This is a genomic window from Streptomyces sp. NPDC030840, from assembly GCF_055572015.1.
Window position 1 is genome coordinate 66,516 of sequence record NZ_JBVIEE010000012.1, and the last position, 23,204, is coordinate 89,719.

At 71.6% G+C, this 23,204-nt stretch carries 21 protein-coding genes and 1 pseudogene; 4 read left to right on the forward strand and 18 right to left on the reverse strand.

Features of this window, described 5'->3' with window-relative positions; translation table 11 throughout:
- Positions 1-169: 169 nt before the first annotated feature.
- Together ACZ49J_RS25055 and ACZ49J_RS25060 are read right to left on the reverse strand one after the other, a co-directional pair.
- Positions 170-1,360, reverse strand: coding sequence for an alginate lyase family protein (locus tag ACZ49J_RS25055; protein WP_467451765.1), 1,191 nt, complete (start codon positions 1,358-1,360; stop codon positions 170-172).
- A gap of 693 nt (positions 1,361-2,053) precedes the next feature.
- Positions 2,054-2,782 (reverse strand): aggregation-promoting factor C-terminal-like domain-containing protein, encoded by a 729-nt coding sequence (locus ACZ49J_RS25060; RefSeq protein ID WP_467451764.1) that lies wholly within the window; start codon positions 2,780-2,782, stop codon positions 2,054-2,056.
- Between the two features lie 722 nt (positions 2,783-3,504).
- On the opposite strand from ACZ49J_RS25060, the gene ACZ49J_RS25065 reads away from it, so the two are divergent.
- The gene (locus ACZ49J_RS25065) at positions 3,505-4,068 is read left to right on the forward strand and encodes a snapalysin family zinc-dependent metalloprotease (protein ID WP_467451763.1); all 564 of its coding nucleotides are present in this window, start codon (positions 3,505-3,507) and stop codon (positions 4,066-4,068) included.
- A 607-nt stretch (positions 4,069-4,675) separates the two neighbouring features.
- On the opposite strand, the gene ACZ49J_RS25070 is transcribed toward ACZ49J_RS25065, so the two are convergent.
- Positions 4,676-5,932 carry an MFS transporter gene (locus ACZ49J_RS25070; RefSeq protein WP_467451837.1) on the reverse strand — a complete coding sequence of 419 codons (1,257 nt, stop codon included), beginning with the start codon at positions 5,930-5,932 and terminating at the stop codon, positions 4,676-4,678.
- A 181-nt stretch (positions 5,933-6,113) separates the two neighbouring features.
- Between ACZ49J_RS25070 and ACZ49J_RS25075 the strand changes: the two genes are divergently transcribed.
- Positions 6,114-6,494, forward strand: a complete 381-nt coding sequence (locus ACZ49J_RS25075; RefSeq protein ID WP_467451762.1) for an ArsR/SmtB family transcription factor — start codon at positions 6,114-6,116, stop codon at positions 6,492-6,494.
- A gap of 317 nt (positions 6,495-6,811) precedes the next feature.
- Here the strand turns inward: ACZ49J_RS25075 and ACZ49J_RS25080 are convergent, their stop codons facing one another.
- Complete coding sequence (locus ACZ49J_RS25080; protein ID WP_467451761.1) at positions 6,812-7,531, reverse strand: DinB family protein; 720 nt, start codon at positions 7,529-7,531, stop codon at positions 6,812-6,814.
- 183 nt (positions 7,532-7,714) lie between these two features.
- Between ACZ49J_RS25080 and ACZ49J_RS25085 the strand changes: the two genes are divergently transcribed.
- On the forward strand, positions 7,715-8,371 hold the full coding sequence (locus ACZ49J_RS25085; protein ID WP_467451760.1) for a TOPRIM nucleotidyl transferase/hydrolase domain-containing protein: 657 nt from the start codon (positions 7,715-7,717) through the stop codon (positions 8,369-8,371).
- A gap of 63 nt (positions 8,372-8,434) precedes the next feature.
- Here ACZ49J_RS25085 and ACZ49J_RS25090 read toward each other — a convergent pair whose 3' ends face one another.
- The 14 genes and pseudogenes from ACZ49J_RS25090 to ACZ49J_RS25155 all read right to left on the reverse strand — a co-directional run.
- Positions 8,435-9,112: a 4'-phosphopantetheinyl transferase family protein gene (locus ACZ49J_RS25090; protein WP_467451759.1), complete on the reverse strand. Its 678-nt coding sequence runs from the start codon at positions 9,110-9,112 to the stop codon at positions 8,435-8,437.
- Between the two features lie 41 nt (positions 9,113-9,153).
- Positions 9,154-9,408 carry a hypothetical protein gene (locus ACZ49J_RS25095; protein ID WP_467451758.1) on the reverse strand — a complete coding sequence of 85 codons (255 nt, stop codon included), beginning with the start codon at positions 9,406-9,408 and terminating at the stop codon, positions 9,154-9,156.
- A complete protein-coding gene (locus tag ACZ49J_RS25100) occupies positions 9,401-10,561 on the reverse strand; it encodes an acyl-CoA dehydrogenase family protein (RefSeq protein ID WP_467451757.1) in 1,161 nt (386 codons plus the stop codon). Before ACZ49J_RS25100 ends, ACZ49J_RS25095 begins: the two co-directional genes overlap by 8 nt.
- On the reverse strand, positions 10,558-11,211 hold the full coding sequence (locus ACZ49J_RS25105; RefSeq protein WP_467451756.1) for a hypothetical protein: 654 nt from the start codon (positions 11,209-11,211) through the stop codon (positions 10,558-10,560). The genes ACZ49J_RS25100 and ACZ49J_RS25105 overlap by 4 nt, the downstream gene beginning before the upstream one ends.
- Positions 11,208-12,122, reverse strand: a complete 915-nt coding sequence (locus ACZ49J_RS25110) for a hypothetical protein (RefSeq protein ID WP_467451755.1) — start codon at positions 12,120-12,122, stop codon at positions 11,208-11,210. Before ACZ49J_RS25110 ends, ACZ49J_RS25105 begins: the two co-directional genes overlap by 4 nt.
- Positions 12,123-12,128: 6 nt before the next feature.
- Positions 12,129-12,425, reverse strand: coding sequence for an acyl carrier protein (locus ACZ49J_RS25115; protein ID WP_467451754.1), 297 nt, complete (start codon positions 12,423-12,425; stop codon positions 12,129-12,131).
- A 32-nt stretch (positions 12,426-12,457) separates the two neighbouring features.
- A complete protein-coding gene (locus ACZ49J_RS25120; RefSeq protein ID WP_467451753.1) occupies positions 12,458-13,753 on the reverse strand; it encodes a type III PLP-dependent enzyme in 1,296 nt (431 codons plus the stop codon).
- A complete protein-coding gene (locus ACZ49J_RS25125) occupies positions 13,743-15,332 on the reverse strand; it encodes a preATP grasp domain-containing protein (RefSeq protein ID WP_467451752.1) in 1,590 nt (529 codons plus the stop codon). Before ACZ49J_RS25125 ends, ACZ49J_RS25120 begins: the two co-directional genes overlap by 11 nt.
- A 35-nt stretch (positions 15,333-15,367) precedes the next feature.
- On the reverse strand, positions 15,368-16,300 hold the full coding sequence (locus tag ACZ49J_RS25130; protein ID WP_467451751.1) for a 3-oxoacyl-[acyl-carrier-protein] synthase III C-terminal domain-containing protein: 933 nt from the start codon (positions 16,298-16,300) through the stop codon (positions 15,368-15,370).
- Positions 16,300-16,584: an acyl carrier protein gene (locus ACZ49J_RS25135; protein ID WP_467451750.1), complete on the reverse strand. Its 285-nt coding sequence runs from the start codon at positions 16,582-16,584 to the stop codon at positions 16,300-16,302. Before ACZ49J_RS25135 ends, ACZ49J_RS25130 begins: the two co-directional genes overlap by 1 nt.
- Positions 16,585-16,630: 46 nt before the next feature.
- On the reverse strand, positions 16,631-18,409 hold the full coding sequence (locus tag ACZ49J_RS25140; protein WP_467451749.1) for an acyl-CoA dehydrogenase: 1,779 nt from the start codon (positions 18,407-18,409) through the stop codon (positions 16,631-16,633).
- On the reverse strand, positions 18,406-20,121 hold the full coding sequence (locus tag ACZ49J_RS25145; RefSeq protein WP_467451748.1) for an acyl-CoA dehydrogenase family protein: 1,716 nt from the start codon (positions 20,119-20,121) through the stop codon (positions 18,406-18,408). The genes ACZ49J_RS25140 and ACZ49J_RS25145 overlap by 4 nt, the downstream gene beginning before the upstream one ends.
- Positions 20,118-21,890 (reverse strand): fatty acyl-AMP ligase, encoded by a 1,773-nt coding sequence (locus tag ACZ49J_RS25150; RefSeq protein WP_467451747.1) that lies wholly within the window; start codon positions 21,888-21,890, stop codon positions 20,118-20,120. Before ACZ49J_RS25150 ends, ACZ49J_RS25145 begins: the two co-directional genes overlap by 4 nt.
- A gap of 335 nt (positions 21,891-22,225) precedes the next feature.
- Positions 22,226-22,403: pseudogene (locus ACZ49J_RS25155) on the reverse strand (IS256 family transposase); the annotation flags it as partial.
- A 131-nt stretch (positions 22,404-22,534) separates the two neighbouring features.
- On the opposite strand from ACZ49J_RS25155, the gene ACZ49J_RS25160 reads away from it, so the two are divergent.
- A complete protein-coding gene (locus ACZ49J_RS25160; RefSeq protein ID WP_467451746.1) occupies positions 22,535-22,810 on the forward strand; it encodes a hypothetical protein in 276 nt (91 codons plus the stop codon).
- Positions 22,811-23,204 lie beyond the last annotated feature (394 nt).

Sequence of the window (23,204 nt, forward strand, 5' to 3'; positions counted from 1 at the left end):
ACGATGCACTCCTTGCGAGACCGCCACGGCACCCGCTGCCGGCGAACGGCTGCGCGACAGCTTCCCAGATCAACTCCCGTCGCTCCGAACACAGTTGCTCCGGTCCAGCACCATCGGCAGAGCGGGAGTCCTCGGTCCGGCCCGGCCGCACCCCATCGGCGGGCGGTGGTCAGTTGGGGTTGCCGGCGTGTGTGAGGGTCGCCCAGGCGTTGAAGTAGTTGTCCGTGCCGGACGGCCGGTGCGCCTCGGTGTACCTCTGGGTCTGGGACATGCCGATGCCGAGGCGGTTGTGGAGGGCGTTGAAGCCGACCTCCGTGACCCGGTCGAGGCCCTTGTTGACCGAACCGCCGCACAACCAGGAAGGTACGGCGGTGCCGTTCTCGTAGGAGGTGTGGAAGCCCAGCGCGTGGCGCAGCCGGTCCTGAATCCTCGGATAGAGGTCCTGGCCCTGGATCCGGCTGGTCTCAGCGACGTTCGCCATGGAGGCGATGCCCCAGCCGGTGTGCCCGAAGTCCCGGCAGGTCTCCTGGGAGAGGCCGTCGGTGAAAGTGCTCTGCCCCTGCCAGTACCTGATGATCTCGGCCCTGGTGTCGATGCTGCTGCCCGCGGGCGGCTCGGGCAGGTCACCGTCACTGCTCAGATAGACGTACGCCGGGACACGGGCGAGGTAGGTGCTGACGGCCTTGTCGTAGCTGGAGCGGTCCTCGATGAAGACGGAGATGCCGATCGCCGCCTCGGTCATGACCAGTTCCCAGTTGCCGTTCTTGGTCGCCGCGCCGTTGATCACCTCGGGGAGGTACACGTTGCGCAGCATGGTCGCGAAGCGGCCGGCACCCGGCCAGCCCCCGTCGTAGGTGTACTTGATGATTTCGGCGGCGCGCGGCCAGGTGGACCCGGCCCAGCCGGTCTGCAGTGGGGCGTTGCTGTTCGTGTGATCGGTGATCGTCGCGGACCAGGCGTCCATGATCTCGATCGACTTCTTGGCGTACCGGCTGTCCCGGGTGAAGTACCAGGCGAGCGCGTGCGTGTAGGCCGCGATGGCGTCCTGACGCTCGTCGGTGCAACCGCGGTTGGGGTTGGACGACGAACCGCACTCCACGACGGACCGCGGCTTGGCCGTACGCGACAGGGAAGCGTAGGAGCTGGCCATCATGGCGTCGTACGCGGCTTTCCACGGTTGCTGGTCGGCCTGCACTTTCGACCGGGCGTAGTCGAGTTGGCCCCGGCTGACCAGTACACCGGGGTGTGTGAAGGCGGCCGGCGCGGCAGCCGCCCGTGGGGCCGGGGCGCTGAACTGAACGCTCAGCAGGCCGGCCAGCAGGGCGAGAACACTGAGCAGGGCGGTTCTGGTTCGTGTCATCCGATGACCTCTTCTATTCACGAATGAGAACGCAGTTCCTGTAGAGAAGTTTGGTCCGGACCATAAGGAGCATTCGTGGACATGTCAATGGACGGGCCTGTCGTCGTTGGGCATACCGATAAGGCCGGTACGGGGCGGGGGAGGGCTGGTCATCCGGGCGGGCGCGCTCCGCGGGCATGCCGCCACCCACGGCCGAACCGGCAACGGGCCTGCCCGTTCCTCGCGTCTGATCTGACGGCTCGGTGAGTTCGGGCGTCGCGCGGCACCGAGTCGGGCCGGGCCGTGCCGACGCGCAGCGCAGGGACGCGCAGCGCAGGGACGCGCAGCCGAGGCGGGGTCGGCTGCGCGGAACGTCCTGTCCGCTCGCACGGACGCCGACCCGCGGCAACCAGGCGGACGGCCACCCGGCGGGCGGAGGGGAGTGGCGCCGACGATGCGCGGCAGGCGGCAGGCGGCAGGCGGCAGGCGGCAGGCGGCAGGCGGCAGACGGCCGACGACTGGTGCGTCACCACCGTGACAGCCCAAGAGCTGCGCATGCTCGTCCCCGACTGCCCCCGGGCGAAGAGGAGTTGTATGTCCTTCGGGCTCGGCGTGGCGCTGTCCGACCTGCCCGCATGGGACAGCCCCTCACCGTGGGACGGTGAGGGGCTTCGCAGGACTGAGCTGCTCCAGCGGCCTCGGTCGGGCGGCGGCTCAGTAGGAGCCGTTGGCCTGCCAGAACGCCCAGGCGTCGCAGGGGCTGCCGTAGCGGTCGTTCATGTAGTTCAGGCCCCACTTGATCTGCGTGGCCGGATTGGTCCGCCAGTCGGCTCCGGCCGATGACATCTTGGAGCCGGGATAGGCCTGTACGAGACCGTAGGCCCCGGAAGAGGGGTTGACCGCCTTGTAGTTCCAGTCGGACTCGTGGTCCACGATGTTGCTGAAGCACTGGAACTGATCGCTGGGCACCATCTGCCGTGCTATCGCCTGGACTTGGGCAATGGTGTACGAGGACCGCGGCGCGATGGTGGAGGAGCCCGTCGACGAGCGACTGGCCTTCTGCTGTGCTTCCTGCCGGTCCTTGGCGTCCTGCAGGGCCTTCTGCTGATCCGCCTTCTGCTGATCCGCCTTCTGCTGGGCCGCCTTCTGCTTGGCGATGGCGTCCTTCGCGGCCTGCTTGCGAGCCGCCTCCGTCGCGCTTCTTATGGCGTTGTTGTCCGCGGCGATGGCCTGCGCGTCGGCCTGCTGAGCCAGGGAGGCCGTCTGTACCTGGGCCTGCTGTCCCGCGGGTAAGTCCGCGAGGAGAGTCGCGTCTGCCGCTGTCGCCTCAGTGCCGTTCACCGACTCGCCGGTGCTGCTCTGGGCAACTCCCGTAACGGCGCCGACAGTGGTGACCGCGGTGGCAGAGGCCACCGCGAATCCCCGAACCAAGTTCCCGCTCACACGTTTTCCTTCCAGCGTAGCCAGATCAAGAGGTTGAGCGTCGCAAGATTAAACGGCTGAGCGGCTGCACCGGCGGCAACGGCTCTCAGCGCTGTGCGGAAGCAACAGCCGCCAAAGCCCCCGACGGTCCCGGAGCAGGCGCGCGCGACAATCGCACGGGCTACCCGTAAGGAAGACGCCGGACAGCGAAACATCGAAGACGGCATCCCGCACCACAGGGGCCGCCAACGGCCCTGGGGCCCCGTGAGCCGAAGAAGCCGTCAACCTCCCTTGGGTTGGTCGAACCGTCGCCCCACCGTGGCGGCCGCTCTTGCCGCCGGTACAGCCACTCGCTGGGCGAGCCGCTCACTGGTCACAGCGTCAGTCCTCCAGAGGCAACGGGTTACTGGACTCAGGGCGCGCAGGTCATGGTGCCCTGAAATCTCCGAACGGACAGACGAACCGGCTGCGACGCGGGTTACAAAAAGACGGTAACGACATGGCAAAGCCTGTCGGCCACATGGACAGCGCCGCCGGTCGGGGTGGCCGGAGAGCGCGTACGACTCCCGATCCGGCGCACAGTCATCGGCTGCGCTTCGGGCGGGCTCGGAGTGGCGCGGAGCCGGCCGAGGTGGCATCCGGCCGGAACCACTGCGAATTGACGGATTCTCCGCCACCATCATCGGGCAGTGAACCAGAGAATGTCATGAGCACGACTACCTTCCCCCACAAGGAGGTCGATCATGCACGTCCGTACGCTGGCCGGCGGCCTGGCCGCTGCCGTGGTGGTGTCCCTGTCCCTGACGGGCGGCCAGGCTGCGGCCGCTCCCACCGATACGGCGGACGCCTTCCTGGCCGCCCGTGTCCTGACCTATGACGCCGGTGGTTCCGCGGAGTTCAGGAGCGCGGTCGACCGGGGCGCGGCGATCTGGAACGAGAGTGTCGACGCCGTCGAACTGCGGCCGGCCGCCGCCGGGCAACGCGCGAACATACGGGTCCTCGCGGACAACGGCTGGCCCCGCGCCCTGCCCACCACCCTGGGCAACGGAACGGTCTACATCGGGCGTCAGGCCGTCGACCAGGGCTACGACACGGTGCGTATCTCCGCCCACGAACTCGGGCACATCCTGGGCCTGCCCGACCGCAAGCCCGGACCGTGCTCGAGCCTGATGTCGGGCTCCAGCGCGGGCACCGCGTGCACGAACCCGTACCCGAACGCGGCGGAGAAGGCGGAGGTCGAGGGCAACTTCGGCGGCATGCTCGCCGGGCGGGCTCCGGCGGTGCGTGCCGAGATCATCGTGGGCTGAAACGCGGGCCGCATCCCAGGTGAGGAAGGCCGTACGCCTGGTCCCCACGCACACCGGGCAGGCCGAGGCAGGACATCACAGCCGACCGCCCGCCCGCGTCCCCGAGGCGGGCGGGCGCGCGTCGGGCTCCTGCCGGTCCGGTCCCGCATCGTCCGGGCCGCGCGCAGACCCCAAGCCCGGGTCAACACTCTGCACGACGCCCCAACGACACGCTGATGCCGATGCCGCCCCGACGGCGGGCACCGAGAGGGCGGACTCCTGCGACGGGCGCCTGGCCGGGCCAGGCGGCAAGGCGCCGGCCACCGTGCCACCTGCGGCTGGTCGACGTCCGGCGCCGGCCGGTTCGGTCGGCGACCCGCCACAGCGCCGCCCGCACCTCGGCCGAGGCCCGGCACCTTGAACTCGGCGCCGCGGCACGGATCGCCGGGCACCCTGTGGTAGCCGAACACCGGCCGTGCCCACGCCGCAGCCAACCGCCGGAGGCGACATCACGTACGCCTGCTGGGGTGCCGCCTGCTCCGACTGCCCCGAGGGCCGTGCGCGCCACGCGCGCGGCCTCTGCGCACGGGGCCCGCCGGTAGCCGCCACGCACACGGGTCTCCAGCGTTCACGAGGGCTCGGACACCCGCCGCCGTCCGGCCAGGACCACAAGCCCGCCCACGACGGCCAGGCTCATCAGAACGGTACCGAACACGGTCGCCCCGTCGGTCAGTCCCACGGCGTCACTGAGGTAGCCCGCGGACACAGGAAGGAGACCGGCCGGCACGTAACCGCCCACGTTCAGCGCGGCGTTGGCCTCGGCGAGCCGCTGCGGAGAGACCGTGGAGTTGAGCAGCGAGAGGCCGCCGAGCTGCCCCATGCCCTGGCCGGCTCCGGCCAGCAGGGCGGAGGCGATGAATACGGAGACCGATGAAGCGTGCACGGCGACGATGAGCGCGACCATGCTGAGGGCCGTGCTGCTCGCTCCCGCCGTCAGGACGGTGTGCCGACGCAGCCGCTGGACCGCGAACTGAACACCGGTGGCGGCGAGGAACATGGCGAACGCCATGGCCCCGGAGACGATCCGGCTGGTGGTGCCGAGGAGCCCGCCCAGCAGCGACGGGCCGAGCGACAGTACGAAGGACGTCGCGGTGATGCCGGGTGCGAAGACCGCGATGCCCAGGGCGAGGTGCAGTCCGCTGCCCTGCGGTACGGCGGGCACGCGCATCCAAGCGCCCTTCGCGGGAGCGGCAGGACGGCGTACGGGCATCTGCAGGACTACGAGGACCGCGGTGGCCAGCAAGGCGATCTCGACGAGGAAGACGGTCACGGTGGGAGCCGGAAGCGTCTGAGAGAGCACTCCGGCGAGCAGCGGTCCCAGACCCGCCCCGAAGACCATCGCGCAGGAGGCCAGCAGTGCGGCCAGTCGCCTTCGTTCCGGGCCGGCCACGTCGGTCACGGCGGCCATGCCCGCGGAGACGACGGCACCGACGGCGATCCCGGTGAACAGCCGGGCCACGATCAGCGCGGCCACCGTCGTGGCCGTCGCGAAGATCACGCAGGCGGCCAGGGCCAGGACGAGGGCGGGCAGCAGCACGGGCTTGCGCCCCAGCCGGTCGGAGACGACGCCGCACACGAGCAGTGAGCCCAGCAGCCCGACGATGTAGCACGCGAAGACCACGGTCAGCGTGCCCTTGGAGAACCCCAGGTCGTGCTGCCACAGCACGTACAGAGGTGTCGCCGCGTTGGACAGGACGAAGACGGCGGTGACCGGCCACGCCGCCGCCCACACCCACCAGCCGGGCGCGGCGGACGCGCGTCCCCCGGTCGGTTCCGGCGCGGTGGGCCGGCCGCGCGGTGTGGGCTGTTCGCGTGCCGTGGCCATGTCACCTGTTGTGGGCTTGTCGCCTGTCGTGGGGTTCTCCTGTGCGGCCACGGACTCCGCGGGTGCCGTTCGGCTTTCGGGCATGGGTCGCTCCCTCCAGCGAGCTCAGTACGAGTTCTTTCGAACTTAGCATCCAGTACGATCGGAGTCGTACAAGGGAGCCGGGCTGTGAGGAGCCATCATGTCGTCGACGGCGCACGAGGTGCCGCCCATCAGAGTGCTGCCGGAGCCAGAGTCACTGCCCGAACCGCTGCCCGAGCCGGCGGTCGAGGACCTGCGTCTGGAGACCGTTCTGGGAGCGCTGAGCGACCCCTTGCGCCTGCGGATCGTTCGCAAACTCCTTCTGGAATCCGAGGCGTTCGACCACTCGTGCGGCTGGTTTGCTCTGGACCGCCCCAAGTCCTCTCTCACCCACCACTTCAAGGCCCTGCGCGAGGCGGGCATCACCCGGCAGCGGCAGTACGGTCTGGAGCGGCGCAGTCACGTCCGTGTCGACGACCTCAACTCCCGTTTTCCGGGACTGCTCGACCTCGTGGCGGCGTGGGTGCCCGACCAGGCCTGATCCGACGTGACGGCGGGTGGCCCGGTACGGGTCCATGTACGGGTCGCCGGCTCAGCCGGCGGTCGGCCGGAGTGGCTCCGGCCGGCCGGCGAGGCGCCCAAAGGCACCTCTCGACAGTCGAAGAGCGGCTCGTCGCCGCCCGGGTTGCCGATGGCGACGCCGGTGCCGGCGACGCAGCCGTCGAGAGAGATGGCCATGTCCGCGGTTACCGATGCCTGCCGGCCGCGCCAACGTGGTCGGTGGGGGAGTCGGTCATCGCGTGGCCGTCCGATGTCGCTCTTGGTGACTTGGTCGCGACCGTCGCGGCAGGCCCGGGCCTACCCGCGAGCGGTGAAGCGGGCCCTCCAGAGGTCGCGAAGCAGCGCGATCTCGGCCATGTGGTGGATGAGTTCGAGGTTGGCTCCCCACAGCACGGCGATGTACGGCTCCTCGGCGTCGGAGCCGTACGGGTACTGCGACAACCCGACCGTGTCGAGTTGCTCGTCGGTCAGCGTGCCGACGTCGGCGCGCCAGCGGTCAACGACCGACCAGAACCGCTCGACCGTCTCGGAGGCGGAAGGGGTGAAGTCGACCATCTGTTTCGGGTCCTGCCTCCGTTCCCCGAAGGTCCACTCCCAGGCGCCCGCGAACTGGCAGTGCAGGTGTCCCAGCCGCCATGCGATGGTGGTGACCGGTGTTTCGTCGGGTTCCGCGGGGCCGGTGTGGTTGAGGATCTGCTCGACCCGCTCGACGCTCACGCTCCAGTCGTCGGCGATCTTCGCGACGGACATGCCACCGGCGGCCTGCCGGGCGACCTCGTCGTACTCGTTCGCCGGGATGTCCGGTGCGCCCAGGTCGAGCACCCATTCACCCGGCCCGAAGGCCCTGGGCGTCGTCGCCTCGCCCCGGCGCCGGATCGACCAGCAACCGGGTACCGGCTCCCACAGGTACTCCTCGTCGGTGAGCCCCTTCAGCCGTACCTGTGCCATCTCCCTGGCGCGGTCGAACTGGTCGAGCAGTAAGCCGAAACGGTCGGTCCGCACGCCCTCAGGCTGCATACCTGGCTCCCCCCCCTTGGCGGTGACATACCTCGTTACGCTCAGGCGGAGGCTAATGGCTCGCCCTCGCAGAGCGCGATCGATTTCCGCGCGCTCCATGGACGCCTCGAGCTCTGCCCCGGAAAAACGCGCGTGCGTACGGGATTTCCGCCGTGCCAGGATGGCGCCGGGAAGCGAGGTTCCGTGGATGAGTTGAGGCGGTTCTGCCGTGCGCTGGCTGTGTGGGCGGCGGGCGGAGCGGCGGCGGGCGCGGCCGCGGCGGCGGCGCGGGAGCTGGCCGGTGGCGGGGTGCGGAGGATCGTGCTCGTCGAGGGGAGCAGTGACCAGGGCGCGCTCGAAGCGCTTGCCACGCGCTACGGCCGTGACCTCGGCGCGGAGGGCGTCGCCGTGGTACCGCTCGGAGGCGCGACGAACATCGGGCATTTCCTGGACGTGTGCGGTCCGCCAGGGCTCGGTCTCCCGCTGGCCGGTCTCTGTGACATCGGTGAGGAGCGGCATTTCCGGCGCCATCTGGAGCGGGTCGGGCTCGGGTCCGGTCTCACGCACGCCGACCTGGAGACACTCGGGTTCCACGTGTGCGTCGCGGACCTGGAGGACGAGCTGATCCGCGCACTGGGCGCCGAGAGCGTGCAGGACGTGATCGAGGCCCAGGGCGAGACGCGCCCCTTTCGCACCTTCCAAAGCCAGCCGGCACAGCGGGAACGGCCCGTGGAACACCAGCTGAGGCGCTTCATGGGCACCCACAGCGGTCGAAAGGCCCTCTACGCACAGGCGCTGGTCGCGCGCCTGGACCTCGAGCGCGTTCCCCGGCCGTTGGAACGCCTCCTCACGCAGCTCTGACACGGCCGACACCATCGACATCGACACCGCCGTGCCGGCGCGCGGCCTTGGCGCAGCCGTCGCTCAGAGGGCATCCAATCCACGGGCATGCCTGACCGAGACCCTGGGGGCCACCGGCCCCGCGACGGCCAGCGCCGCCAGATAGCCGTCCGGCACCGGCAGATCGCGCACCGACCAGGTGCCCCGAATCTGCCCGGACGGATCGCGGACGACGCCGTCGTCGGTGAGAACCGTCAGGCCCAGGCCCTGGGTGAGGCGTGCCCCGGCGGCCTTGACCACCGCCTCCTTGCGGGTCCACAGCCGCAGGAAACGTTCGGCGCGTTCCGTGGGCCCGGCCGCGGCAGCCACGAAACGGGCGTCCGACGCGGGGAAGAAGCGCCCGGCGAACGGCTCGACCGGCAGGCCCGGCCGCAGCCGATCCACATCGACCCCGACCTCGGCGTGCCGGGTCACCGCCACCAGACCGAGCTCACCGGAATGGGACAGGTTGAAGCGCAGCTCGGAGCTGCCCGCGAGCCGCGGTTTGCCATGACGCCCCCGCTGCAGGCGCAGTTCCTCCGGAGGAACATCGAGATAGCCGGCCAGAATCAGCCGCAGCGCTCCATGCGCCATGACGAAACGTGCGCGGTCGGACGCGAAACGGCAGCGGTCGGCGCGCTCGGCCTCACGCCCCGACAGAATCCGGGACAGCGCCGCCACCGCGGCCGGCGGCCCGTCCAGCGGCACCGTCCAGACGTCCACCGTGGGCTCCACTGTGTCAGAGCCGTCTGTCCTGGTCCCTCTCATGCGTGCGCGGCCCGCCCCAGGCGGCCGATGAACCCGACCGCGGCGACGGGCTCGTCAGCGGTCCACGCGTCGCCCGCCGCCAGCAGCCCCATGAGGCCCCGGCCCAGCACGTGGCGGCCGGCGTCCCGCTGCCGGTCGACGACGACCACCGCGCCGCCCAGCGCCATCGGCCCGGCCGGCGGCAGGACCGGTCGCCGCAGCTCCCGCCGCACCGCCCCCGGCCCCGCCGGCACGAGACCGGCCTCAGTCACGGTGGAGACTCCCCTGGACCAGGCCGGTGAACAGGTTCAGTTTCTGGATGTTGCCGGTCCCCTCCATGAACTCCACACCAAGGGCGTCCCGGGCGAGCTTGTCCAGCAGGGGATGTTCCAGCCGAGCGCCGGGGCCGAAGTAGCCGAGCGCTTCGAGCGTCGCCTCCTCGGCGAGGCGCGACGCCCGTGCCTTCGCCGCCGACGCCAGGGAGCCTGCGGCCGGCTCGCCCGCGTCCACGGCGATCGCCGATCGCCAGATGAGCTGCCGGAGCTCCGTCAGGCGGAGGCCGAGACGGTCGAGCCGGTGACGCTCGGCCCCGCTCAGGGTGCGCCGGCTGTCCAGGACGTACTCGTACGCGGCCCGCGCGATGCCCAGGCCGACCGCGGCGACGCCGGGGCGGAGGCGGTTCAGCCCCTGCACCGCGCCCCACATGCCCCGCTGGGTGGCCCGCAGGTGCCTGCCGAGCACCTGGCCGGCAGGCACCCGCACGTCGTCGAGGGTCACGGCGGTGACGCGCAGGCCGCGCAGGCCGATGGTGTCCAGGGGATCGGCGGTGAACCCGGCGGCCGAGGTAGCGGTGAGGACCGCGGTCACGCCGAGCGGCCCTGGACGGGTGCGGGCGAAGACGATGCCCAGGTCGGCGCGGGCCGCGTTGCCGATGTAGCGCTTGGCCCCCCGCAGCACGAAGTGGTGGTCGCCGTCCGGAGTGAGGGTGGTGTTCATCGCCCCCGCGTCCGAGCCGCGGTCCGGCTCGGTCAGTGCGAAGAAGGTCCACGTGGGCTTCTCCATGATCCGGCTGTAGAACCACTTCCTCTGCTGCTCGTCGCCCAGGACATCGACCAGCACGCCCGACATCATCGGCCCCGGTGACGCCAGCAGCATGCCGGCGTCGCCGACTGCCGCCTCCTCGGCGAGAACGACCCGCTCCAGGGTCCCGGTGCCGTAGAAGCGATGCCCGTCGACGACCACCGGATCGGGATTGAACTCGGGCGGCACCAGCCGCGTCGTCAGGTACGACACGATCGGCAGGTCCACATGGCGGTGGATCGCGTCCGGGTCCTGGTCGAGTTCCAGGGCGAGGGGCTTGAGCTCCTGTGCCCATGCGCGGGCCTGGCGCTGGAACGCCAGCGTCCTGTCGTCCAGCTGGATCATGCCGTTCCCCCGTGCTCCCCGGCGCGGGCCGGGCCGAAGTAGACGTCGGCGATCAGTTCGGACACCCGGGCGACCTGCCCCGGCCCGTCCGCCAGGAAGCTCACGGCGCCGAGCAGCCGCAGCAGCATCCGGTCGGTCTCGGTGATCTGGGCGTTCAGGCCGGCCAGGACGCCGTCGTCGAGTTCGCCGGGCGTGACGCCGGCCAGCATGGTCTCGATCTCCAACTGCTCGATCACCGCCTCCGCGACGCCGCCCTTGACCATCTGCTGGTGGAGCAGCTTCGCGTCGCCGACGGTACGGCCGCCGAGATGGGCGAGCACGGCGTCGAGCAGCCGCTCCGAGAGGCCGAAGCGCAGGCAGGTCACGCCCAGCACCCAAGCAGCCCAGGAAGCCTCGGACCCGCTCGGTGGTGCGGCCCGGCTCCGCAACGCGACAATGGTGCCGTTCTCCACCGTCATGGTCGTCAGGACATCCCCGCTGTCGGCACCGGCGACGCCGGCGGGCGCCACCACATGCCCGCCCGGGCCGCGCGGCGGAGTGCCGTCGCAGACGGTCCCGCACAGCAGGGACAGTGCCGGAACGAGGCCGTCATGGCGGGCGGTCCGCCGGTACCGGATCCATGCGTCGGCAGCAGCCGCACGGCCGGTCATGACCCCTCCTCGAGATCCATCGTGCTCACGCACAGGTAACGCAGTGTGCTGTCGTATTCGGCGACGACCAGGCGGCGGGGGCCGTGGCGGGGTCCGTCTTCCGCGAACTCGGGAAGCACTTCCGCCAGGGCCGACCAGGGGCCGGTGCACGGACGGCCCGGCGGTGCGGGACGCACGTCGAACCCTGGCCCGAACCGCTCGGCGTCGAGGCCCTGGCCGGTGATGAGAGTGACGGGCCGTCCGGCACCGCCGCCGTCCGGCTCGTTCAGCACCGTGTCGAGCGCCGCGCGGACCTCGTCCGGCGCGACGCCGGCGAGTTGCCGCGTCACCGGTTCGCCCGCGCGGCCCTCAGGGCCGAAGAGCAGCGCCACCGCGCAGTCGTGCCGCGGCACGTCAGGCGCCCCCGCGGTGTCGTACAGGAAGGACCGCTGATCGAGCAGGACGACCAGGGCATGCCGGAAGTCGTCGGCGGCCGCATACTCCGAGACCAGACGCAGGGCCGTGAACCCGGCGGCGGTCCCCTGGTCGGAGAGGTTGAAGGCCAGCGGGTCGCCGGGCAGCGCATCGGCCAGATGGCAGGACGTGGATCGGCGCGGATCGGCGTCCGGGGCGGTGTGGGCCACGAGCACCAGATCCAGGGGGTCCTCCAGCGGGGGCAGGCCGGTGAGCAGTTCCTGGGTCATCTCGATGAAAGTATTGCGCTCGCCGCGCTCCAGAAGCTCCGGGCGGAACCGAACCGAGTACGGGCGCACGAGGTCGGCCTGCAGCCGGCCCAGGCTCGGCTCCAGCGGATCGGGCAGGTAGGGCCTGCCGGCGGAGAAGGTCCGGCTGACCAGCCGCGACAGGCGCAGCGGCACCCGCCGGGCAGGCGCCGGCGTGCCGGCCGGGCCGGGAGACGTGCTGAGATACATCGGCGGTCAGGACCCGGCCTGCTCGGCGGCCTGCTCCCGGACGAGCGCGGCCAGCGTCCCCACCGTCTCGAAGTGGTGCTGCTCGAGATCGTCGGTGTCGAACTCCATACCGAGCTCCTCCTCGATCGTCATCAGCAGCCCGAGCACGGTCGTCGAGTCCAGGCCGAGATCGTCGAACAACCGGCTGTTCTCACCGATGGTGGCGGCGTCGACCTGCATCGACTTGGCGAGCGCGCCAGCGATCGTGGCGACGGCCCGGTCGTACAGGTCGGCGGTGCCGGCGTCCGGTGTGGTGTGGCTCATCGTTCACCTCTCGTGTGTCGTGTTGTCCCGGGTCAGGGCGAGACATCGGCCGCGTCGTGCGCGGACGGGGCGAAGAGCCGCTGCCGCAGCAGGAGGTCGTCGGGAGTGTCCCGCTCCCGGATCAGATGGCACCGCCCCTCGTGGACCAGTACCTCGGCCGGGTAGCCATGGCTGAGGAACAGCCCCGGTGAGGCGGTCGGGCCGTAGGCCCCGGAACGGTGCACGCCGATCAGGTCGCCGGGCCGCACCGGCGGCAGCGGGACCCTCTTGCCGATCGTGTCGCCCGGGGTGCAGAGCGGACCGGTGACGTTCCACTCCTCGGTCGGCGGCTCGTCGAGCCGGTTGAGCACCGCCATCGGGAAGTTGCGCTTGACGAACGAGCCGATGCCCACGGCCGCCATGTGGTGGTGGGTGCCGCCGTCGGCGACCGCGAAACGCTCGCCCATCGAGGTCTTGGTGTAGCGGACGCCCATCACGTAGGTGCCGGCCTCGGCGGTGAGGTAGCGGCCGAGCTCCATGATCAACCTCGTGCCGGGGTGCCGGGCCGTGAAGTCCTCGATGACGGGGTTGAGCCCGTCGGTCAGCACCTCGGCGTCGAGGTCCGACTCGCCGTCGAAATAGGCGACGCCCAGACCGCCGCCCACATCGACCGTCCGCAACTCGATGTTCAACGCGGCCGACAACCGCTCGGCCAGGCCGAGGATGCGGGTGGTGTTCTCGACGATGACGTTCTCATCGAGAATGCGGGTGCCCATGTACACCTGCATCCCCATCAGGTCGACGTCGGGGAACCGCTTCACCAGGTCGGGCTGGGCGAACAACTCCTCCTCGTCGATGCCGAACTGGCGCGGCTTGCCGCCCATCACCAGCCCGGAGCGCTTCACCGCGAAGCGCGGGTTGACGCGCAGCGCGACCGGCGCGCGCACGCCCCGGTCCCGGGCCAGCTCGTCCACCAGGGCCACCTCGGGAAGGGACTCGCAGACGACGGCGTGGATCCCGGCGTCCAGGCAGGCGGTCAGCTCCTGCCGGCTCTTGCCCGGGCCGAGGAAGATCACGTGCTGCGGTGGCACGCCGGCTCTGAGTGCGGTCGTCAGTTCCACCAGTGACGAGACCTCGGCCCGAGCGCCGAACGAGTGGAGCAGCGCGCAGACCGAGATGTTCGGGTTGGCCTTGAGCGAGTAGAAGATCTCCATCGCCGGGTGCAGCCGGTCGCGCAGGCCGTGGAACCGGTCCCGCAGCGCGGCCCCGTCATAGACGAACAACGGGGTGCCGTACCGCCCGGCCAGCTCCGACACGGGCACGCCCTGCACCTCGAACTCAGCGGTCATCCTCGTTCCTCTCCCCGCGCGGGTCCGGCGAAGTCCGCTGCGGTTCGGCAGCGCCCTGAAGGGGCGCGGGGCTGTATCGGTACGCGGCTCCCGCCGCGCCGGGGGTCCCCCCGCTCGAGTGAGGCCGGAAGTGGGGGAGCGACCGGCTCGACGGCGCCGCGGCTGGCTGACGGCCCAGGGCGGTACCTCCAGCGGAGCGCTTGGTGGCCTCCGCGACCGCGGCCAGCCTGCGGCCGGCCTCGTCGTCCAGCGCCGCCACCCGATCCGCCGAGTCGGCGACGACGACCCCGTACAGACGCCCGTCGAAATCCACCCCCGTGGCCCGTTCTGCGGACCCCGCGGCCGCGTTGACGGTGGCGTAGTTGTTGATCAGCAACCCGGCGCCCCGGGCGGGGTCGAACAGCAGGTCCGCCATGGCGCGGCGGAGCGCCCCGAACGGCAGCGGCGCGCCCAGCCGCAGGGGGTACCCGCGCACCAGCGCCGTGCTCCCGGACCCGATGAAGGCTTCCTGGATCGACGCCTGGTACGTGGACATGTTGTGGCGCGCGTTGATCTCGACGACGGGGTAGAGGCCACCGTCGGGATCGACCATCGCGTCGACGCCGACGACCCCGAAGTAGCCGTCGGCGGCCAGCCGCGCGCCCAGCAGCCGGGAGACCTCCGTGAGTTCGGCCGTCTGCCGCTCGGTGAGCCGCGCCGGGATCCGGTGGCCCAGGTGGACCCCGCGCTCGGTGAGGGCCTCCTTGACGAAGTCGACGTGCACGCCGCCGTCCCGGCCTACGGTGAACTGGTAGTTGAGGTCGGCTCGCTTGGCCACCCACTCCTCCACCACCAGGGCGACCCGGTCGTCCTCGGCCTTTCGCGCCCGGTTGCGGATCATGCGGAGCAGCCGGTCCAGGCGGCGTTCGTCCGCGACCACCTCGATGCCCTTGCCCGAGACGCCGAAGGCGTCCTTGAGAACGACCCGTTGGCCGTCGGCGAGCAGAGCGCGGGCGGCCTCGACCGCCGCGTCGAGCTCGGCCAGGCTCGCGCAGGTCCAGCCGCGGGTCTGCCGGATGCCCAGCTGGGTGGCCAGCCGCCGGCTGTAGATCTTGCTGTTGACCGCCTTGCAGATCGCCGCCGGCGGGGCGGCCAGCGGGATCCCGGCCCGCTCGGCCAGCCGCTCCTCCAACTCGCTGACCCCGTGTGCGGCGACGACGCCACCGCGAGCACCGAGTCTGCCCAGCTCGCGCAGCACCGGCCGGTCCTCCAGCGCGTCCTGGGTGACGGTGCTGCCCGGGTCCTGGCGCTCCACCACGAGCATCCCCGGCAGGTCGAATCCGAGTTCCTCCAGGTGGCTCAGGTAGTCGGCGTCGGGTTCGCCCTTCAGCACGACGTGGTCGCCCTTGCCCGCGAGCAGCAGCGCGAACTCGTCCATCCGGTTGACGATGACGCTGCCCGAGCCGAACGTCAGCCTCGGCAGCCCCCTCTCGCCGCGGGCCCACTGGTCCTCGACCTCGAAGTTGCCGAGGAACACCAGCTCCGCGTCACGGGTCCCGGTCAGGGCCGCCTTCAGGCGGCGGCTGAAACTGCCGGTCATCTCGCCCCTGCCCCTCATCTCGCCCACGCCCCCTTTCAGTGCTCGAAGATCATCGCCGAGAAGGTCGAGCCCAGACCGACCGTGGCGAGCAGATAGCGATCCCCCGGGCGCAGCAGGCCGAGATCGAGGGCGGTCCGGTAGTTGATGAAGGGATCCGCGGAGAAGCAGTGTCCGGTGACCGGCACGTTGTCCAGGAAAACGCGCTCCAGCGGGAGCCCGAGATGCTTGGCGAGCCGCGCCCACGACAGCCGGCTGACGTTGTGCGGGAAGATCATGGCCAGGTCGCCCAGTTCCAGCCCCGCCTTCCCGGCCGCCGCCACCATGACCTCGGACAGCGCCTCGGTGTAGATCCGCTGGTACTCGACGGACAGCTCGTGGGTGAGTGACAGGCAGTCATAGAAGCGGCCGTGGGTGCGGGCGGCGTAGCTGAGCATCCGGTCCCGGTCGTCGTGGGTCCCGACGAGCACGGCGGCCGTGCTCTCGCCGTTGATGGACGTACCCGGCACCATCTGCGCGGCCAGGGTGAAGGTCTTCTCGCCGGCGAGGACCAACGCCAGCGCGTCCGGGTCACCATCGCTCGCCAGCAGCTTGCCGGCCAGGTCCACCGCCAGCAGCCCCGAGGCGCAGGCGTGGTGGGTCAGCGCGAACGCCGTGGCGTGCCCGAGCCCGAGCGCGTCGCGCACCTCGTGCACGGGGTTGACCGGATGGGGGACGACCACCGGCATGGTCCGCGCCTGGATGACGTACCGCACCCGCTCCTCTCTGCCGCGCAGCGCGTCGAGCTTGCCCGCGGCGGCCAGCAGCAGATCGGTGAGCGTGCCGCCGGGCTCGCGGCAGACCTCCGCCAGGCCGTGGTAGCGCCGGTACACCTTCATCTCCGCGGCGCTGAGGCCGAGTTCGTCGCTCAGCTCGTCGATGGGCATGCGTGTCGAAGGCAGGTAGGCCGCCACCTCCTCCAGCGACGTCATCAGATCTCCTCGGACGGGGACGCCTGGGCGAGCGTCTCCTCCAGGTGCCGTGCCAGGGCTTCGATCGTGGGGTGGTCCCAGGCCACGGTCGGCTCCAGGTCCAGCCCGAGGTGGTCCTCGATGTCGCCGCAGAGGATCAGTGCGTAGACCGAGTCGAGACCGTACGTCGTCAGCGCGGCGGTGGTGTCGATGTCGGCGGCGTCGAGTTGCGCGTAGTGGGCGACCCGCGCGCACAGCCAACTCCGCAGATCGGTGCCCGACAGGGCCGATTCGGGGCTGTTCATCGCATTCTCCTTGTCATCGATCGCGGCCTCCTCCACGACGGCGGCGCTATCCATGCGGGCGCCGGTTCGACAGTCCGAACCCGCGGCGGTCGCGGTGCCGGGCAAGGACCTCCGCCGACAGCCGTTCGGTGACGTGCCGGGGCCGCTGCCCGGGGTCGCGGCCCACCCGTTCGGCGATCCGGCCCAGCGCCGCGACCGCCCAGCCGGGATCGCTGAGGAACGCGTCGTGCCGTTCCTGGCCGTGGAGCCAGATGTTCACGCAGGCGATCGCCGCGAGCACCGCGGCGTAACGCGCCGCCAGCCGCAGCGCCTCGGGCCGGGCGGCGACGGTGAGGTCCCCCGGGGGCAGTGCGGCGCATGCGCGCCGGACGTCGGCCTGCTCGTCCGCGATGACGAGAGCCAGGCGGCGCAGCTCGCCGTCGAGTTCACGGGAACCGAGGGCCGCCGCGAGCGAGGCGCTGAGGCTGTCACGCCCGCCCGAGCTGACCGACAGCCGCTCGAAGGGCAGCGGCGGCAGGTCAGCGCCGAGGCGGAACACCCCGGCGGGGGGCTGGGCGTCGTCCAGCCACCCCTTGCGGGCCAGCCGGGGGAGCTGGGGAAGCACCGTGCTGAGGCAGGCCACGCGCGCGGTGTGGCCGAAGCCCGCCGGCGCCAGGTCGCGCAGGTGCTTCTGGAAGATCCCGTAGCCGCCGTCGCGGATGTAGAACTGAGCGCCCAGCACCCGCGACAGCGCGTCCATGGCGTCCATGAGGAGGGTGGCCACGAAGTACTTGGCGGCCGAGGCGTACAGGCTGGTCTCGCCGGGGAGCAGATGCACCGAGCGCGCGGTCACGGTGGCCAGGCAGTCGCAGATCAGCAGGTCGGTGAAGGCGTCGGCGAGGATCGAGCGGATGTGTGGCGTTTCGGCCAGCGACCGCCCGTACAGGACGCGCTCGTCCGCGAACCGGGCGGTGACCTCCAGGCCGGTCTCCAGGATGCCCAGGGTCATCGCGGGCAGCGCGGTGCGGGTGACCTGGAAGGAGCGCAGCGCCGTCTCCATGCCCAGCCCGGGCGCCCCCAGTACCGCGTCCGCCGGGACCGGGCAGTCCCGGAACTCCAGCCCGCCGAGCTGGACCCCGCGCATTCCCGCGCTGTGGAAGCGCGGCAGGTGGACCGGCGCGCCCGCGGGGAGGTCCGCCTTCTCGACGAACAGTTGCGAGTGGCTCCGGCTGCCCGGAGCGGTCGACGTGCGCGCGAAGAGCACCATGGCCTCGGCGCGCAGGGCATTGGCGATCACTTCCTTGCGCCCGCTGAGCCGTAGCCGCCCGTCGTCGCCCGGCAGCGCCGAGAACTCGGCCCGCGCGAAGTCGTTGCCGTGCGCCAGCTCGTGGTAGCCGGAGACGGCTCGGCCGCCGGCCAGCAGTACCTCGGCCATCCTTCGGCGCTGCCGCGCGTCGCCCGCGGTCCAGACGTTGACCGCGGGGATGAGGCTGCTGGCTCCGTATCCGAGGCCCAGGCACGGGTCGTGCCGGAAGACCACCCGCATCACTTCGATGAGGTGGTCGAGCCGGGTGAGCCGCCCGCCCAGCTCGGGTGGGACGAATTCGGCGTTCAACCGGTAGCCGTCCAGCAGGTGCTCGCCCGAGGCGAGCATCTCGCCCGCCTCGTCGGCGGCCAGCACCGCGGCGTGACCGGTCGGATTGCCCGCATCCCAGGGGTCGCCGAACCGGCGTTCGAGGTCGTCGATGGAGATGGCCGCAGGGTCTTCGACGGACGTGGCCGCAGGACCGTCGTCCGGCCGCGTGGTGCCGGCGTGGGCGTCACGCGACCCGGTCTTGTCGATCATGATATGACCACCGAGGTCGGGGGAGCGGCGGGACGGCCGGCCGCACGGGCGTCGAAGAGCCGGTCGAACACCTCGCCGCCGGCAGGCCGTCCCGGCGGGCGCAGCGACCGCAGTACGTGGGTGAGGACGGCCTCCAGCCACAGCGGGTCCTCGCCGGGCGTGCGGTTGTGCAGCCACACCCTGAGGGCGGCCGCGCCCGCGAAGCACTGCTCGTAGCGTCGCGCCAACGCGAAGGCCTCCGGTTGTACGTCCTGAGAGGCGGGCGGGCTCAGCGCCAGCTCGTGATGGAGCCGGTCGCAGCTGCTGGACAGCTCCTCGGCGAGCTCGGCCACGCGTGCGGGCGCCTGGCCCGCGGACGCCAGCGCACGCAGTTCACCGCTCGCGGTGTGCAGGCTCTGCGTGAGGCTGCACCCGCCGCGCGCCAGCAGGCTCAGCCGGTCGAGCCGGGCCGGGGGCGGCGGGGCCGACAGGTCGGCGGCACGGGCGACGGCCTCCTCGTCGGCGGTGCCCTCCCGATGCCTGCGGGCCAGGACCGGGAAGTGGTTGATCAGGGCGTGCTGGTTGACGAAGGTGCTCCCGTCGAAGATGCCGATCACCCGGTGGTCGCGCTCCAGCTTCTGGAACGCGCCGTGCTCGTGGACCTCGGTGAGGAACGCGCGGGCGCCCAGCACCTCGCCGCAGGCGGCGATCAGCTCGTCGACGCGGGTCGGCACGTACGACTTGGCCACCGCGGAGATGACGGTCATCTCCTCCGGCAGGGTGTGCACGCTGCGGGCCGCCAGCACGCTCACGACCTCGGCGGCGTAGAGCGTCGCGTACGCCTCTCCGAGCACGCGGCGTACGTGCGGCAGCTCGATCAGCCGGCGGCCGTAGAGCTCGCGCTCCGCGGCGAACTCCTCGGCCAGCCGCACCGCCTGGTCGGCGGCGCCGAGCGACAGGGCCGTCACCGCGGTCCTGGTCAGCTGCAACGCCTTGAGCACGATCTCCAGCCCGGCGCCCTGCTCGCCGATCAGCGCGTCGGCCGGGAACGGGCAGTCGTCCAGCGCGATCCCGCTGATGTCGGCGCCGCGGATGCCGTGCGTGGGCACCTTGGGCAGTGGCCGCCAGCGGTCCGCCGGGAGCCGCCGTTTGTCGGCCAGCAGCAGGCTGAAGCCGCGCGGCCCGCCCTCCGGCCGGGTGCGCACGAGAAGGCAGAGCAGCGCGGCGCGGGTGGCGTTGTTGATCAGCCACTTCTCGCCGTGCACGCGGAAGCCGCCGGGCTCCGGCGTGGCGGTCATCTCGCCGGCGAGCAGGTCACTGCCGTGGCCGCGCTCGGTCAGGCCCCACGACACCGGCGCCCCGGCGATGATGTCGGCGCCGAGCTCGCGCGCCTGCTCCGGACGGCCCGCCAGCCACACGCAGACGCCGCCGAGGAACGTCTTGCCGTGCCCGATCGCGACCGTCAGGTCGCGGCGCGCCACCGCCCGCAGCGCCGCGAGGAGCTCGTCGTAGCGGGCCAGCGCCCCGCCGAACCCGGCCGGCACGTACAGGCGCGGCAGCCCCATCCGGTCGAGCTCCCGGCACATGTCGGCGGGGAACCGCTCGCCGCGGTCCAGCTCGGCGCTGCGGGCGAAGGAGAGGGGCGCCGCGGGGTCGGCGGGATCGCCGAGCGCCCGGTCGAAGCCGTCGAGGTCGACCCGGCCGGTGTCGATCAACAGGTCGGTCACCGTCACGAGGCGTCACCCCCCGCCGCGTCACCCAGCCGGACGCGCACGGCCGGCGACAGCTCCGCGTGCAGCACCGGAAGCTCCCCGCCGAGGAATCTCTGGCGCAGCAGCCGACGCTGGATCTTGCCACTGGTGGTCCGCGCCACCGTTCCGGGAGGCACGAGCACCACGTTCTGGGCGGGCACCCCGACATCCCGGGCGAGGCGGTCGCGGACACTCGCGGCGACGCGGGCCAGCTCCTCCGGCGCGCCCGGGTCGGCCCGGCACTCGCGGACGACCACGACCTCCTCCTCGGGCACCGGGACCGAGAACGCCGCCCCGACGCCGCGTTCCAGAGCCGGGTGGGCCTCCCGCGTCGCCGCCTCCAGATCCTGCGGGTAGAGGTTGCGGCCGCGGACGATGATCAGCTCCTTGCGGCGGCCCGTGACGTACAGCTCCCCCTCGTGCAGGATGCCCAGGTCCCCGGTGCGCAGGAAGCCGCTCTCCCCGTCGGGTGTGACGGCGTCGAAGACGCGCCGGGTCTCCGCGGGGCGTCCCCAGTAGCCCCGGGCGACGTTCGGCCCGCGCACCCAGATCTCGCCGACCCGGCCGTCCGGCAGCGTCCGGCCCGCGTCGGCGTCGATGATCCGGACGTCGAGGTGCTCGGCGGGGCCGCTGCTGACGATGCGGTGCACGGGCGCGCCGGGTGCCGGGGGCAGCAGCTCGCCGCGCTCGAACGCGGCAGCGTCCACCTCGGTGATCAGGGCGGGGCGGGCAGGCCGGTCGCCGGAGACGACCAGGGTCGTCTCGGCCATGCCGTAGCCGGGGAGCATCGCCTCGGGTCGCAGCCCGGCGGCTGCGAACCGCCGGGTGAACGCCTCGACGGTTGCTGCCTGGACGGGCTCGGCGCCGTTGACCGCACACCGCCAGCGCGAGAGGTCCAGCCGGGCCAGCTGCTCGTCGGTGATCCTCTGGATGCACAGGTCGTAGGCGAAGTTCGGAGCGGGAGAGAAGTCGATGCCGTGCCGGTCGATCAGCGTCAGCCACGTGTGCGGGCGCTTGAGGAAGGCGGCCGGCGGCATCAGCACGCTGCGACCGCCCAGGACGAGGGGCGTGAGCAGCAGCCCGATGAGCCCGAAGTCGTGGTACAGCGGCAGCCAGCCGCCCACCGGGCCGTCGGCGCTCATGCCGGAGATCCTCGCAAGGATCTCGGCGTTGGCCAGCAGGTTGGCATGGTCGACCATGACGCCCTTGGGCTCGGCGGTGGACCCTGAGGTGTACTGGAGGAGGGCCAGAGCGTTCGGGTCGGCCGGAGGCGGCCGCCACCGGCTCGCCGCGGGCAGCTCGTCCGAGGCGGAGTGGGGTGCGAGCAGGGTCATGTCCCGGAGGTCCTGCTCCTTGGCCCAGGACGCGAGGGCCTCCAGGTCCGAACCGTCGGCCAGGGCGCCGGCCACTCCCGCGTCCCGGGCGATCGCGGCGAGCCGGCCGGCCTGCCGCCGCTGATGGCCGTCGGGCGGCGGCGCGGGCACCGGGACCATGCCCGCGTACATGCAACCCAGGAGGGACCGCGCGAACCCCGGGCCGGAGGGATGCAGTACCAGCAGGCGGTCGCCGACGGTGAACCGTTCCTGCAACAGCGCGGCGATCCGGCGGGCTGCCCGGTCGAGCTCCCCGTATGTCACGGTCTCGTCGGTCTCGGCGCGGAGTGGATCCACACTGAAGATCAGGGAGGTCCGGTCACTGTGCTCGGCTGCCCTCGCACCCATGAGTTCGACGAAGGTCTTGTGCTCGTGCATGCGGTGTCAGCCTCCATCGGCGGAACGTTCTCCATCGGCGGAACGGTTGGTAACTGAGCGTCACCCGCGGGCCGTAGCCCTACCCTAAAGGTCATTTAGGCGCCGCCGGACGGGTAATGACCAAGACTTGTGGGTGAGTTGAGGCGCGGGTCACTTCTGGTCGTTCGATGAGACGGCCGTTTGCGAAGCGGGCGCTGCTTCGGACGAGGATGAGGACGAGGACGAGGAGGCGGGGCGGGGTGGCCTCCCGCCGGCGTGCCTGCTCGGTTTCGGCGGACTTGAACACCATCGAGGGCGTGGCGGCCGGGTCGCCGGCGCCGCGGGTGACCTTGACGATCCCGCACGCCAAATCGGCGGCAGTCCCGCAGCACCGGCCCCCGACTCCGTCGGTTCGGGCAGCCCCTCCGCGAGCGCGGTCAGTTCCTTCGTGCCGTCCGGGGCGGACGCCCGTAAGGCCCCGACGCAGGAGTGGACCTGCCCGAGCCGGATCTTGTGGTGGACGCCCTCGGCCCACGCGCACCACGCCGTCCAGCGGAGGCGCTGCGGAGGTCGCTGCGGCGGCTTCGGCGGTGCCGGTTAGAAGTACGGGTTTCGGGTACTTCGTCCGGATATTCCTCTCCCTCGACTCTGGATGGAGCACCCTCATGGTCATCAAGAGGCTCCACGACATGGGCATCCGCAGCGAACACGCCTACACCGCCGCCCTGGCCTCCATCGGCCTGTCCGTCGCCACCTGGGTGACGAGCCTGAGGATGGAGCCCGGTACCGGTCTGGCCCGCGCCGACCGGTGGGGCATCTTCGTCGGTGAGTGGGCGCCCACCTTCTTCGGGCTCGGTGTCGCTCTCTCCCACTACGAGCAGCAGGAAGGCACCCTGACGGCCAGCGTCAGGGAACTGAAGGAGCAGAGGAAAGCGGGCTGACGCGTGGCCGCGCCCGCCTGCTGAAGGGCGGGCGCGGCCGCCTTGTCGATCACCCTGCCTGCCGCAGCAGGCCGGCGTGCCTCCAGCGCCCTCCGCGCACCGCACGCCACGGAACGCATCCCGCACCTGGCCAGGCACACCATCGGACTGCCACGGCTACCTCTTGGCCTGATCATCCGCGCCCCGCCGCACCGACCCGATTCCGCCACTCCAATTACGGGATCGCTCTGCTGGGCGGGGCCCGGTACAAACCGCCGCAACGGGCTATTCCGGTCTTCCGGTCTTCCGGTCTTCCGGTCTTCCGGTCTTCCGGTCTTCCGGTCTTCCGGTCTTCCGGTCTTCCGGTCTTCCGGTCTTCCGGCCTCCCGGCCTCCCGGCCGTCCGCGCGCTGCGT

Coding starts and splice junctions, on each gene's coding strand:
- ACZ49J_RS25055 (WP_467451765.1), bottom strand. CDS start 1,360: ATGACACGAACCAGAACCGCCCTGCTCAGTGTTCTCGCCCTGCTGGCC.
- ACZ49J_RS25065 (WP_467451763.1), top strand. CDS start 3,505: ATGCACGTCCGTACGCTGGCCGGCGGCCTGGCCGCTGCCGTGGTGGTG.
- ACZ49J_RS25070 (WP_467451837.1), bottom strand. CDS start 5,932: ATGGCCACGGCACGCGAACAGCCCACACCGCGCGGCCGGCCCACCGCG.
- ACZ49J_RS25075 (WP_467451762.1), top strand. CDS start 6,114: ATGTCGTCGACGGCGCACGAGGTGCCGCCCATCAGAGTGCTGCCGGAG.
- ACZ49J_RS25080 (WP_467451761.1), bottom strand. CDS start 7,531: ATGCAGCCTGAGGGCGTGCGGACCGACCGTTTCGGCTTACTGCTCGAC.
- ACZ49J_RS25100 (WP_467451757.1), bottom strand. CDS start 10,561: ATGATCCAGCTGGACGACAGGACGCTGGCGTTCCAGCGCCAGGCCCGC.
- ACZ49J_RS25105 (WP_467451756.1), bottom strand. CDS start 11,211: ATGACCGGCCGTGCGGCTGCTGCCGACGCATGGATCCGGTACCGGCGG.
- ACZ49J_RS25110 (WP_467451755.1), bottom strand. CDS start 12,122: ATGTATCTCAGCACGTCTCCCGGCCCGGCCGGCACGCCGGCGCCTGCC.
- ACZ49J_RS25115 (WP_467451754.1), bottom strand. CDS start 12,425: ATGAGCCACACCACACCGGACGCCGGCACCGCCGACCTGTACGACCGG.
- ACZ49J_RS25120 (WP_467451753.1), bottom strand. CDS start 13,753: ATGACCGCTGAGTTCGAGGTGCAGGGCGTGCCCGTGTCGGAGCTGGCC.
- ACZ49J_RS25125 (WP_467451752.1), bottom strand. CDS start 15,332: ATGACCGGCAGTTTCAGCCGCCGCCTGAAGGCGGCCCTGACCGGGACC.
- ACZ49J_RS25130 (WP_467451751.1), bottom strand. CDS start 16,300: ATGACGTCGCTGGAGGAGGTGGCGGCCTACCTGCCTTCGACACGCATG.
- ACZ49J_RS25135 (WP_467451750.1), bottom strand. CDS start 16,584: ATGAACAGCCCCGAATCGGCCCTGTCGGGCACCGATCTGCGGAGTTGG.
- ACZ49J_RS25140 (WP_467451749.1), bottom strand. CDS start 18,409: ATGATCGACAAGACCGGGTCGCGTGACGCCCACGCCGGCACCACGCGG.
- ACZ49J_RS25150 (WP_467451747.1), bottom strand. CDS start 21,890: ATGCACGAGCACAAGACCTTCGTCGAACTCATGGGTGCGAGGGCAGCC.
- ACZ49J_RS25160 (WP_467451746.1), top strand. CDS start 22,535: ATGGTCATCAAGAGGCTCCACGACATGGGCATCCGCAGCGAACACGCC.